Origin of the sequence: Paenibacillus sp. JCM 10914 (genome assembly GCF_001315105.1) — a bacterium.
Classification (GTDB): Bacteria; Bacillota; Bacilli; order Paenibacillales; family Paenibacillaceae; genus Paenibacillus_AQ.
The window spans coordinates 1-12,727 of the sequence record NZ_BAZR01000015.1; the positions used below are offsets into that span (position 1 = coordinate 1).

Annotated in this window: 10 protein-coding genes, 4 pseudogenes and 1 riboswitch; of the genes and pseudogenes, 9 read left to right on the forward strand and 5 right to left on the reverse strand. The window is 50.6% G+C overall.

The features are described from left to right. Window positions 1-208, forward strand: a pseudogene (locus JCM10914_RS30565) (hypothetical protein); the annotation flags it as partial. A 197-nt stretch (window positions 209-405) separates the two neighbouring features. After that, window positions 406-1,266 (forward strand): M15 family metallopeptidase, encoded by an 861-nt coding sequence (locus tag JCM10914_RS16510; RefSeq protein ID WP_036718675.1) that lies wholly within the window; start codon window positions 406-408, stop codon window positions 1,264-1,266. Window positions 1,267-1,430: 164 nt separating this feature from the next. Here the strand turns inward: JCM10914_RS16510 and JCM10914_RS16515 are convergent, their stop codons facing one another. Then, window positions 1,431-1,799 carry a hypothetical protein gene (locus tag JCM10914_RS16515; protein WP_023963056.1) on the reverse strand — a complete coding sequence of 123 codons (369 nt, stop codon included), beginning with the start codon at window positions 1,797-1,799 and terminating at the stop codon, window positions 1,431-1,433. 347 nt (window positions 1,800-2,146) lie between these two features. Here JCM10914_RS16515 and JCM10914_RS16520 point away from each other — a divergent pair, with 347 nt between their 5' ends. The 6 genes and pseudogenes from JCM10914_RS16520 (at window position 2,147) to JCM10914_RS16545 (ending at window position 8,237) form a co-directional block, all read left to right on the forward strand. Continuing rightward, window positions 2,147-2,986, forward strand: coding sequence for a zinc ribbon domain-containing protein (locus JCM10914_RS16520; RefSeq protein WP_023963058.1), 840 nt, complete (start codon window positions 2,147-2,149; stop codon window positions 2,984-2,986). Window positions 2,987-3,049: 63 nt separating this feature from the next. Next, window positions 3,050-3,945: pseudogene (locus JCM10914_RS16525) on the forward strand (TrmB family transcriptional regulator). Window positions 3,946-4,174: 229 nt separating this feature from the next. After that, entirely contained in the window at window positions 4,175-4,480 is a 306-nt protein-coding gene (locus JCM10914_RS16530) for a hypothetical protein (protein ID WP_023963064.1), read from the forward strand. A 91-nt stretch (window positions 4,481-4,571) separates the two neighbouring features. Next, window positions 4,572-5,672: a metallophosphoesterase gene (locus JCM10914_RS16535; RefSeq protein WP_036718677.1), complete on the forward strand. Its 1,101-nt coding sequence runs from the start codon at window positions 4,572-4,574 to the stop codon at window positions 5,670-5,672. 331 nt (window positions 5,673-6,003) lie between these two features. Next, window positions 6,004-6,104, forward strand: a riboswitch (purine riboswitch). A gap of 154 nt (window positions 6,105-6,258) precedes the next feature. Next, window positions 6,259-6,828: a xanthine phosphoribosyltransferase gene (locus JCM10914_RS16540; protein ID WP_023963068.1), complete on the forward strand. Its 570-nt coding sequence runs from the start codon at window positions 6,259-6,261 to the stop codon at window positions 6,826-6,828. 42 nt (window positions 6,829-6,870) lie between these two features. Next, a pseudogene (locus JCM10914_RS16545) lies at window positions 6,871-8,237 on the forward strand (nucleobase:cation symporter-2 family protein). Between the two features lie 66 nt (window positions 8,238-8,303). Here the strand turns inward: JCM10914_RS16545 and JCM10914_RS16550 are convergent. The 4 genes and pseudogenes from JCM10914_RS16550 to JCM10914_RS16565 form a co-directional block, all read right to left on the reverse strand. Further along, window positions 8,304-8,642 (reverse strand): DUF4870 domain-containing protein, encoded by a 339-nt coding sequence (locus tag JCM10914_RS16550; RefSeq protein WP_023963073.1) that lies wholly within the window; start codon window positions 8,640-8,642, stop codon window positions 8,304-8,306. Between the two features lie 98 nt (window positions 8,643-8,740). Continuing rightward, a pseudogene (locus JCM10914_RS16555) lies at window positions 8,741-10,686 on the reverse strand (electron transport protein). A 65-nt stretch (window positions 10,687-10,751) separates the two neighbouring features. Further along, window positions 10,752-11,030, reverse strand: a complete 279-nt coding sequence (locus tag JCM10914_RS16560) for a hypothetical protein (protein WP_023963077.1) — start codon at window positions 11,028-11,030, stop codon at window positions 10,752-10,754. 70 nt (window positions 11,031-11,100) lie between these two features. Next, window positions 11,101-12,132 (reverse strand): serine hydrolase, encoded by a 1,032-nt coding sequence (locus JCM10914_RS16565; RefSeq protein ID WP_036718642.1) that lies wholly within the window; start codon window positions 12,130-12,132, stop codon window positions 11,101-11,103. A 367-nt stretch (window positions 12,133-12,499) separates the two neighbouring features. On the opposite strand from JCM10914_RS16565, the gene JCM10914_RS16570 reads away from it, so the two are divergent. Beyond that, window positions 12,500-12,688: a hypothetical protein gene (locus JCM10914_RS16570; RefSeq protein ID WP_006208082.1), complete on the forward strand. Its 189-nt coding sequence runs from the start codon at window positions 12,500-12,502 to the stop codon at window positions 12,686-12,688. Window positions 12,689-12,727 lie beyond the last annotated feature (39 nt).

Sequence of the window (12,727 nt, forward strand, 5' to 3'; positions counted from 1 at the left end):
CGCCGCTGAGGGCCGACTGCACCGGCCCGGCCCTCAGCTGGGCGAGTTTGCGCTAGCGCTGTCACCACCGCCAGCGGGGCAGCTCGGTCCCGCCGGGGACTGGGCGGGTCTGCTGCCTGGTGTGAGCGGCGCTGCCAAAGCGCTCGGCTTGATTGCCCGTGAAGCAGCGAAGCAAGCCGAGCAGAAGCGCCGCGGTATGGAAGGCTAAAGCCGTCGCGGCATGTTCATTTCCGATCTTATATGTCTGAAATGCAATATGGATCAAGCCGTAAAACGGGGGTAGCTGCCGTAAATCTGCGATTAACCTGGTATAATCGCGGTTGATGGCATGACAACTGTTTGTCCTGTACGTATCCCGTAAGGTACAATGGGGGCAGGACAATGGTTGAAAGGGAGAAACGAGAGATGAATGGATATACAAGGACAGGATTTCGACTGATTAGCATTGCACTGGCATCCCTGCTCTTGGCGGGGACTGTACTTGCGGGCTGTCAATCGAATGATACTGGATCTGGTCAGGGAGTTGGACAAGACCTGCAATCGCCTGCGGATGGCCAGGAAGGCAGCACCCTACCCGAAGGTACACCAGAGGATGGGGTTGAAGCAGACCCGGTTATGGCGAAGCGGAGCGAGAATGCGCTGCAGGCTACGGTTCAGGAACAGAACGGCAAGCAAGTTGTGACCAATGCGGAAGCGATGACGGTTATTGTGAACAAGCAGCGGAGCCTGCCGGATGGTTATGAGCCGAGCGATCTGGTGGAACCGAATGTTCCCTTCTCCTTTGATGAACCGCATGAGAAACGGCATTTGCGGAAAGAAGCGGCTGACGCTTTAGAGAAACTGTTCGCTGCAGCGAAGGAAGACGGGATTGAGCTACGTGCTGTATCCGGATACCGTTCGTATGCTCGACAGAAGACTATATATGAGAACAACGTTCGAACAAAGGGTGAAGCCGAAGCGAACCGTGTCAGTGCTGTTCCAGGGACGAGTGAACACCAGACGGGGCTGACCATCGACGTATCGAGTCCAAGCGCGGGCAATGCGCTTGAGGAAGTGTTCGGGCATACGGAGGAAGGCCAGTGGCTGGATCGCCGGGGTCCCGAGTTCGGATTTATTATCCGTTATCCCGATGGAGCTGAGGATATTACGGGCTATGTGTACGAGCCATGGCATATCCGTTATATCGGTACTGATCTTGCACCAGATATTGCCGAGAGCGGATTGACGCTGGAGGAATATTTTGACGAGGCTAACATTAAATTGTAATCCGCCTGTGTACAAAGTCGGAGCCGAAACGGGACTTTCTATCCTTGTCACCCGATGGATGAATCTATACAGTAGAACAGGACCTGTCCAAACCGGGTGATTGTTCTTGAATAACAATGAATCCCGGAGCCCAGGCTCCGGGATTCATTGTGCTTCAAGCCGGTTTATTTATTGAGGGGGGAATCCTCGTAACCGGGGTCGTCATAACCCGTGTCCTTTAATTTGCCGATGATATTCATGCCCTCAATGGTGCGTCGCGTCGCTTCATCTCCATGATTATAGAGGAAGTTGTACAGATTAATGGTGCGCTCATCGTATTCCTCGTTGGCATCGTCATGATCGGCGGATTTATAAGGAATGAACGTGCGTTTGAAAGCATATCGGTCGCTGCTGCTTACTTCGTGGAGCAGCCCGCGCAGCTTGGATACCTCTTCATCGTTCAGGTGGACAACGTATTCGTTAGCGTCGTCTGGTACTTCCTGGATCAGATTATGATTGACGGATACATAGTAGGTTTTCTTTTCACTGTTCATGTCGCAATTCCTCCTGACGTCGGCAGGCGAGACTGCCGTAAGATGTCGTATGGTATGAGCCGGTGGAGATTCACACGATAATTGTGCATTTTCCTAAACATATACACCAGGCGGACTGGAATGAATCAGGTCCTGCAAGCGCTTGGCCCAGGGGGAACCGGTTGTCTTTTTTCACATCAGACACGGAATTTGGTATGATAGAATCACCGTAGCCATAATATATTGGACTAGGGGCAGCGAAAGTGCGTTTATAGCTAACTAATTATCGTTTATAACTATGATGAAGTAATAGAACCTAAGCACCTGCAGGTGTCTGGGGTGTATACGGTACAGAGGAGGACTCATGGATGAATATTTTGCAGAAACTCAAGGATGGAGCTAACCGTGCGACGGAGAAAGCGCAACACGTAGTGGAAATCAATAAATTGAACGGTCAGATTTCAGAGATTGAACAACAGAAGGGTACGTACTATTTGCAGATGGGCAAAGTGTTCTATGAGGGATATCGCTCGAAGGATATGTCGGTCGCCGAGAAGGAAATGGTGGAGCTTGCCAAGACATGCGACGGGCTTCAGGAACAGATCGATTCGATCCGCAATCGGATTGCTGTCCTCAAGAACGAACGGCTTTGTCAATGCGGACGCGTCGTTGCGCTGGATGCCGTATTCTGTCCTTATTGCGGGAACAAGCTAGGTGGTCTTGCACAGGCAGAAGAGTCCGCTGCTCAGGAGTTGAACGTGAAGGAGAGCAAGACAACGAATGAGCGTGAATACTTCTATGGCGAGTTTCAGGATGAGAAGCGTGAAGATACCGAAGAATACGAATATCAATCCGAGCGATCTGCTTATAATCCTGAGGCAGAATATGAGCCGGAGTCTGCATACGCCTATGAGCGGGAGCATGAAGAGATGGATGTGAGGGAATCGATCACCACCGATACTGAGCAACAGCTCGAACAGGAGGATCCGGAGAAAGAGCGGCGTCACTGGGAAGATCTGGAGCGCGAACGGGAACGTCAGCTTGAACTGGATCGTCGCATCCGTTTCTGGCAGGAGAATAATCAAAGCCCAGATTATGCAAGCGACGATGAAGAACCGCCGCGCGATATGGTGAAGTGTCAGATTTGCAGTGTTGACCTGCCAAAAGGCTCGAAATGGTGTCCACGTTGCGGTGCTGAACAGATATAAGACAATGATGGCGTGAATGAGAGTGCAAGCGAGCGTTCGGGCATCTAGGGGAGGACGAATTATATGGAACAATTGCTGCATCATTTGCGCAATTTAGGATTTACCGAGATCGAATCCAAGATTATGGTGGATCTTGCTCAGCATGGTCCGGCTGGCGGTTACGAGGTTGCTAAGCGCTTAGGCGCCTCGCGCTCCAATGTGTATGCGGCCATGCAGCGGCTGGAGAAGCATGGGGCGCTGGAGAAGATGGAAGGCGAGCCGGTACGCTACCGCTCTCTGAAGCCGGAAGAGCTGACGCGGATGATATCCGGCCGGGTGGAAGCCTCTTTGGCTTTTGTAGAGAAGAGCCTGCCGCGAAGCAGCGGCACGGCCGCGCCGTTTCTCAGTATGGAGGGTGATCAGGCCGTAATGGATGTGCTGGTTCGGGAATTGAAGCGGGCGCAGCATGAAATTGTAGTCGACGTGTGGCGCGAAGAAGCGGCTCTGTTACGCGAGCCTTTGGCAGAGGCTGAATCGCGGGGGGTCAAGGTGTTATGGGCTTGCGAAGGACCCGAGCAGGGACTATCCAGAACGCTGGCGTGGCCAGGCTGGCAGGGCTTGGAGAAGCGCCGACAAGGCGGTCGCAAGTTCTCTTTCGTGATCGATCGGCAATGGTGCCTGCTCGGTATGCGCGGCGGAGCTATGACACCGGCGCGGTTATAACCGAACATCCGGTCATGGCGGAACTGCTGCTGCATCATTTTAGCCAGGAGATGGTGTTATTTCAACTTGAACAGGATATGGGCGAGCAGTTAGAAGAACGCTACGGGCGCCATTTCGGCTGGATTCAGAGCCAGTATCTTCATTCGGATGATGAGTTGGAGCACGCCGAGGAACAATATCCCGAGCGGGTTGTAGAGGAAGTTGTCGGCGCTTCGGACGAGGTCGAGCCAGCAGAGGGAGACCGCAACTCCGCGTAAAATATGCGGCCTTGAGCAGATGTAACTATTCGACAATGTGACTTATATCACAGCAGCAACCTACTTCATTCGTTACAATTAAAGTGTGCCAACCCGCTATGAAACGTCGGAAAGCGTCTGGCGTTTATTTGGTCATCTGCGCTACGCAGAGGATAGTTCTAGCGCATGTTGGGACATCCTTACATTATGGATGCAGGCAGGCTACAGTCAGCGAAGGGGATGAGTGGATATGGAATGCATCGTTCATTTTACGGTAGGACATCGGGCAGCACCCAAGCGGTTACGGGGACTAATCTTTGTAAAAGCCGGGGAGAAGCCGGATGCTGAACAATTGCTGCGCATGTTTGAGGGAATGGGATACAAGGTGGTGCCGGATGCTCACGATCCATTATTATTTCGCCCCACCGGCAACACAGCAACGTATACGTATATTCGCGTAAATGAATTGGATGTTGGTGAAGAGCGATACACGGAGGATACGAATCTGAAGATGCTCTTGAACGAGCTGCTGCCCAAGCAGCGGACCGGTTTGTAACTGAATCATAACGTGCCCGTCCCCTTGCGGTTGTGTCCGCTGGGATTTGCTAACTCCGCTTGCTATAATGGAAGCAGGGAAGGGGATGGCGATGTTTATTTTTGTAGGAATCATTGTGTTACTTGTTTATGGATTACTGGTCTATTATATCGGCCGCAGCGTATGGAGCTGGATGAGGCCAGGTCCGTCGATCGCGCTCAAAATCGTATATATCGTTGTCTTGACGGTCGTATCGACATCATTCATTACCGGACGGTTTCTCGGAAACTGGACCGTAATGAATGTTATCGGATCGTATTGGATGGCTATCTTTTACGTGTTGATCGTGCTGCTGCCGTTCATGCATGTCATGTTATGGCTGCTGCGATTAACGACCCTCAACAGGGACCGTACGGAAAAAACGGCAGGCGCTGCCGTGCTCATCTTAATGGTGGTTCTGATTGGTGTCGGTTCTTTCAACGCGTACAGTCCAACCGTGCGGGCATACGACGTCAACATACCGAAGAATGCCGGTGCGCTGGAGCATCTGAATATTGTGATGGCATCCGACATGCACTTCGGGGTGCTGTCAGGCAAGGCCCATGCCGAGCGCATGGTACAGGAGATTAATGCACTGGAACCGGATCTGGTGTTGTTTCCAGGGGATATTATTGATGATGATCTGGATGCATACCTGAATCAGGGCATTGATCAGATTTTAACAGGCATTCAGGCACCCTATGGCGTTATCGCATCATTGGGGAATCATGACCGATTCAAAGGCGAAATCTCAGAGCTGATTGAAGCTCTTGAACATAGCGGGATGACTGTGTTATACGATGAGACGCTGGAGGTTGAGGACCTGGTGCTGGTCGGAAGAAGGGACAAGCAGGATCGGGAGCGCGCAGACCTATCCGAGATCATGCAGGAAGTGGACCGGAACAAGCCGATCCTAGCTCTCGATCACCAGCCGAACGCACTGGATGAAGCGCAGCAAGCAGGGGTTGATCTGATCGTATCCGGCCACACGCACCGTGGTCAGGTATTCCCTGCCCATCTTATTACAAGCGCGATATTCGAGAATGATTGGGGGTATTTGCAGAAAGGGCAAATGCACTCCATCGTCTCCTCAGGGTATGGCTTCTGGGGACCGCCCATACGTCTGGGTTCTCGTTCGGAGATTGTGCAGATCCAAGTGACGTTTCAGCCGTAACGCAAATCCGTAACTCTTAAGATAAACCAACATTCTTGAAAGAGCATCTATATGCTTTTCTCAAAAATGTTGGTTTTTTTTATGGTATAAAGACCGATACGAAACGGTGTTAAAGAAGTGTAAACGCATGCAACAGGCAGACCGCTTAGACAAACAACGACCGTTACCGGCGGATCGAATGAGGGGCAACAGGGCAAGAATCAGGGTGGCTTCATATTTTTGACCACTGTTTAATAATTTCCGTAAATTTTCACTTTATTTTTTCATAGGGAATGCGGTATACTTCTTTCATTCGGAAATATAACATTCATGCGTCAGATTCTGAGAGCTATTTTCATACCATATGTTTTCTCGTATATGTGCAGGGATTGGCCTGCATGTCTCTACCCGATCACCGGAAATGATTGGACTACGGGATACGGCAGTCGGCACGGACAAGCAGGTTAGGCCAATCTATTGGCCTGGATAGGCTTTCTTCGTGCGTTCAAGCTGCTTATGCCCATTTCATCCTTTCCCGGCGATACGGTTAAAGGAGGAAGTGGGCTTTTTTGGGCTTGGAATGTGAACAAATTTAAGGGGGAGCATCATGCAATTACTGCAGAACAAGGTGAAAGAGGAAGGCATTGTACTGAGTGGACAAGTTCTGAAGGTGGATTCGTTCCTGAACCATCAGATGGATCCGGTATTGATGAAGGAAGTGGGCAAGGAGTTTACACGGCGGTTTAATGAAGAGCATGTAACCCGTGTGTTAACGATCGAATCCTCCGGCATCGCACCTGGGATTATGACCGCGCTGGAAATGGAAGTGCCTCTGATCTTTGCCCGGAAGCAGAAATCGTTGACGCTCCGCGAAGATATCTTCGTTGAGAAAGTATATTCGTTCACGAAGCAGGAGAGCAACGAGATTACCGTGGCCAAGAAGTTCATTAAGCCCGGCGATAAGGTGTTGATTGTGGATGATTTCCTTGCCAATGGTGAAGCAGCATTCGGCCTCGCCCGGATCGTGGAACAAGCCGGCGCGGAAGTAGTGGGCATCGGGATTGTAATTGAAAAAGCATTTCAGCCAGGGGGGCGGTTGCTTGCTGAAGCGGGTTACCGGGTGGAATCGCTGGTACGCATCGCTTCTCTTGATGATGGCATCGTGACTTTTGCATAAATAACAAAGCCAACAATAATACTTGGGAGGAATCATGAGGTCATGGAACAACAGAAACAAGCGGGAGTGGAGCCGATCTTTGACAAGCGCCGGCACCCAGCTAAAACTTTTTCCTTAGGTCTGCAGCATGTATTGGCAATGTACGCAGGAGCAATTATCGTGCCGCTGATCGTTGGAAATGCTCTGGGGTTAACGACAGAGCAACTGACCTATCTTATTGCTATCGATTTGCTGGCGTGCGGGGTAGCAACCTTGCTGCAGGTGTTTGGCAACAAATATTTCGGGATTGGGCTTCCGGTCATGCTGGGTTGCGCATTCCAGGCGGTAGGCCCGATGATCATCATCGGTCTGGATTACGGTATGTCGGCCATCTACGGGGCCATTATTGCCTCGGGGTTGTTTGTTGTCCTGTTCTCAGGCTTGTTCGGTAAATTGATAAAGGTATTTCCGCCGGTCGTTACCGGTTCTGTTGTTACGATTATTGGTTTGACCTTGATTCCTGTCGCTCTCACGGATCTGGGCGGTGGGAACGAGGCAATGGCTGCCGGTGAATTCGGTAGTGTGCTCAATCTTAGCCTCGGGTTTGGCGTACTCGTATTTATCATCCTCATGAATCGGTTTGCAAAAGGCTTTTGGCGTTCCATCTCCGTTCTCACGGGCCTGGTGTTAGGTACACTTGCTGCAGCTGTATTCGGAGGATTGGACCTGGCGCCGCTGCGTGAAGCGGGCTGGTTCCGTGCTCCGCAGCCGTTCTACTTCGGTACGCCGGAATTTAAGCTGATGCCGATCCTCATGATGATTCTCGTTGCTATCGTCAGCGTGGCTGAATCAACGGGTGTATTTATGGCGCTTGGCAAAATCGTGGATCGCGATATTACTTCCAAGGACCTCACTCGCGGATATAGAGCCGAAGGGATTGCAATCGTTGTCGGTGGTATCTTCAACTCGTTCCCGTACACCACTTATTCTCAAAATGTCGGACTCGTTCAGATGAGCCGCGTGAAGACTCGCGATGTCATCGTTGTCGCAGGCGGTTTGCTCATTCTAATCGGTCTCATCCCCAAAATCGCGGCACTGACTCAACTCGTCCCGGCTTCGGTACTCGGTGGTGCATGGTAGCTTTGTTCGGTATGGTGGTGTCATCAGGTATAAGAATGTTGGGAGCTCAGGTTGACCTCAACCGGCACGAGAACCTGTTCATTATCGCTTGCTCCGTGGGTATTGGTCTTGGCGTAACTACGGTGCCCGGACTGTTCGAAAGCCTGCCGGATAATCTTCGTATTCTGATGGATAACGGGATCGTAGCAGGCAGCTTGACGGCCATCATCCTGAATCTGATCTTTAATGGGCTGAATTACACGAAGCCTAAGCATACGAATCATAACCAAGGGGAAGAGCATGCCGCTTAGGATGCTCTGACCTCAAATAACAAAAGCTTGCCATCCGTGAGGGTGGCAAGCTTGTTCGCGTTCTGCTTAAATGCGCTGCATCTGCTTCTCGGCAAATGTTCCGATCCAGGGGAGCTTGAACCATTTTCCTTGAATGGCCTGCGCCATCAGCACCAACCACATCAGAACGCCGATGAGTGCGAGCAGTGCCGATGCTAGAAGCCCGATAATGGGCACAGCTCCTGCCAGCAGATGGGCCGCGGCAAGGAGGCTGAACGCCAGTAGAGACTGTAGCGCATGAAAGATGACGTAACGGCTTCTTTTTTCCAGCGAAAGAAACAGAATCCCGCCTACCATGGGTAACAAATAGCAGAGTGTGGCAGCCAGGTTCTCGGGAAGTCCTGTAGATGATTTGAACGGGGACAAACTCATCAACTCCTTGTCTAAACCAGAATCTCGATCTTGCAGGCTCTATATCTTACCTTATGAGCGGCTTGGACAAAGTATGATGGTTATTCCCCGTATTACTTCATTTTCAGGTTGAGCAGATAGTGCACGAGTGCATCCTGCTGCTCTGGCGTGAATCCGCTGCTCTCATCGACCCAGAATTCATGTCCCTGTCCTGTAACGTGAGTATCTCTCATCCTCTTATCTTGGAGGTTAGCCTCCAGGACCTGTTGTCTTAATTTGCGGTCGATCATGGCTTTCAAGCTGTTATAGGGATCGGGACGGATTCCCTTCATCAGCGTAGCAGGTACGCCCGCTTGGCTCACATTCGGTCCAACAGCAACACCGCCGTCATGCAGATAAGGTGCGGACCAGCGAAGACCAATCAGCCCTTTGACTTTGTAACCTCCAGCCGTTGGCTCATGGCCGAATCCCAATTTGATCTGTTCCGCATCAATGCCATTCGTGGGTACTTTAACCGCCTTGGCGTCAGGGGGAAGCGGAACGGGGGTGTCAGGAGAATAGAACTCTGGTTCACCCATCAAATGCTGGGTTCGGCGAAACGCTTTAGCTCGGGCAGGCTCTGTCCCGATATCTTGCGCCCGCATGATTCGGTTATTCGTATAAGCATCTCCGGCGTGACAAGTAATACACTGGGCTTTTTTGAACACCTCCGCCCCCATGCTCATACGCTTGGTGTCCGTTGTAGTGGTTTCCGGGGGTCTGATCGTATTCTGATAGGCAGACATGGCATTAACTTGTTCCCCGGCCTTAAAGCTGGAGAACTAATGTATAGCCCGTCTGGCGCGATGGCAGATACCTTCGGGTAATTCGGAACCTTAATGACTTCATTGGTGCCCGGCGTATCTGGATTCGGATCCAGGAGCTTGAAGAAATCGGTTGGCTTGATGCCGCTGTTCGGATCGTAGCGGAATTTGGGATTAGCAGCGTTCTGCAGAATCGTGCCCAGATATATTTCGCGGTCGATGCCCCATAGCTTGTCACTGATATCCATCTGGCTAAGCGTGTCCGTATTCTGAGCATGAACGTTGTTGCTGAAGGTGCTAAGACCTTTGAAGGGTCCTACGGCAGCGAAACCACTCCAGCTATAGGGGTGGCCACCTTTGGTGAACATATCCGGAATCTGGGTAATGTCGCTGACCAGGTCGACGGTTGTATCAAAATTACCCGGCGCCCACTTTAGCAGGTTGCGGTCGACAGCGTCCTCGAGCAGCTTCGGGTCTGGCAGTGCTTCCGCAGACCCTTGCGAATTCGTAACGGAGCGATTCTCATCCTGGATATAATCAACCAGCTTCGTGACATCGGTATGCGTGAAATACGCTGCGCTGTTAGTGGCCAAAGCCATGATTAGTCCTAAATTTAAATCTGTGTTCGGCGCTCCTTCAACGACCATGCCGCTTTCGCGGTTGACTGTCGCATGGCAGGCCATGCAGCCGATCCCGATTTTGGCCCGACCTTCCGCATATTTCACCGTCATGCCGATCGGAGCGTAAGCGCCTTTAGCAACGTCAAGTCCAGTGTCAATGATCTCGCCCTTATGAAACAATCTGCCGCCGACGGTTACATCGTGATCCAGTTCAACCCGAAGGTTGTCGGTACCCTTTCCTTCGAGACGAACGATCGCCTCCATGATGTTGGAGATCTTCAAGGGGCCGCTCGCAATACCTAATACATCGGACAAAAATATCTCATTGCCAAACGTTTCCTCATAGAGTGTACGTCGTCCTAACTTAAGCATGTCGTCCGTAACCTCTACAGCGCCATTGGCTGGTTGGAGGCGGGCATTCAACGGCTGCATGCCACCAGGAACGGTTAACGTCTTCCCCCAAATATCGTACTGGCGTAATGAACTGAACTGCTGAGCTCGTATTGCCGTGGCATTGTCTAGTTTATGCTCCGGCGGAGTGTAGGCGTATTCCGGCTCGCCAATATATGCTGCGAGCCAGCCGGTTCCGATGAGAGCCAGGGGAACGAGCAGCAAGATCCAGCTTGATTTCTTCATATCGGTTCACCCTTTGACAAACAGATCTGATGCATCATTATTGTTCGTTACCGAGTGACAAGCGTCTAATCAACCTCTACGTCATGGCGCAAGGGAGATTCGGCATTCACTTGTTTATCAGGCCCCTTCTCTTTTGGAACAAGACGTTCATCCGTTCTGCCTTGATGGTGGTTATCGAAATCATATTCCGTCAATTGCCACTCCGTGGATCCTTTTTGGGGGTCGAAGGGGAAGGCTTCACCGCGTTTCAAATATTCCTCGCGTCCCCATTCATTGGTATAAATCCCATCGACTTCAACCTCTTCACTTGAAATGGGGTGGAGATCCTTATCTTTTCCAGCCATGCTGCATGCTCCTCTCAGGTATACTTTAAAAATCATTCATAACGCATAAAGTAACCAGAAGGTTGAAGCTCTATCCCTGAAATACGGATTTCAGGTGATTCAAGATATGTCGCTCCAGCAGGACGCGGGGACTCTTCCAGCGGCTCACCTTGCTGTCTGCCGTAAATACGATGACGGAGTTTAGTTGCGGAAAAAGATAGATCTGCTGCCCTCCATGGCCATGTGCAAGGGCGTATGTGGTTTCATTAATCTTGCCTGTCCACCACTGATAGCCGTAATCGCCAAAAGCGGGATAGCCTTTTACCTGCGGTTGGAGCGCCTCTTTGAGCCATTCTGTAGGTATAATGTTACTGTTCTGCCAGTTCCCATCGTTCATGCAGCAATGTCCGAATTTAGCCATATCTCTAGAAGTGAGATGGAGGCCGACATGGCCCATACTATGTCCCTCGGGACTTGGAGACCATGCGGTATGCTGAATGCCGAGCGGTTCAAAGAGATGCAGGCGTGCATAGGCATACGCGTCCATGCCGGTTCCTTTACTAATCGCAGCAGAGAGCAGATGCGAATCGGTGCTGCGGTATTGAAATGTGCCGATATCCTGCTGGACAATCGGCAGGGAGAGGGCATAACGGACCCACTGTCGGTTTCTGTGAAAGCGATGGATCAGCGGCTCGCCCAGCTTTTTTCCCGTTTGCCAAGCAAAGCCCGAGGTCATGGTAAGCAAATGTCGAAGGGACAGCTTCTTCAGTGCGGGATGGGTTTGGGCAGGAATCAGTTGACGGAATACGTCATAGACCGATGCATCAACAGAGGGGACTTCACCGCGCGATACGGCGATACCGAGCAGCATGGAGGTGAAACTTTTGGTTGCGGATCTCAGATCATTCAGTGATTGGACAGTATGTCCACCATAATAACGTTCGTATAGGAGTTGTCCGTCATGGACGAGCAGGAAGCTGCGCATTTTGGGATATTGTTTGCGTATGATTTGATCCACCCGGTCCAGAATAGAAGCATCTATGCCATAATCAAGGGGCCGAGCACGCTGAATGTAAGGACTGGAGGCGGTGGGAGATTGAAGGATCGACTGTTGGTGTGACATGGACAGAAACCTCCTGTTTTCTATATTCAAGAGCAGTTAGGTCAATAGGGTACGCTTATATCTTAACCATTTGCGGGCCGGCAGTTTCGGTTCATCAAAATCAAATGAAGATACCTAAACAAAAAAACATTTTTTGGGAAAGATGAAACAAACAGAAGAATATGATATAATATATGAATGATCAAGAATGTTTCAGTTACGTGCTTATATGGGTATGTAAAGTGTCAGGTGCATTGGTAAGTTGCTGAATATCAACCTAATCATCACCGTAAGAACTGCAATTTGGCTTCAACTTAATGAGGTAGATCTTTTCGGCATTCTCTTTAAACGGAGTTTTATATTCCACACGTTTTGGGAGGGATCCATCATGGCAACGAAAGGTCACAATGAGGTTAAGGAAAGTCTGCGGGAAATGACACGAATTTTCCGGCCTAAAGATCCGAAAAAATTTGTAAAGGAGTATGTCCGGAAGTACCATATTATGGGGGGCTACGAGGAAGAACTTACACTCGTGGTTGAACACGAACTAGGGAAGTTAAATTCCTCCGTTTCGTAACTGTTCTGCACCTGATCCGTAGAAATATAACCAAGCACG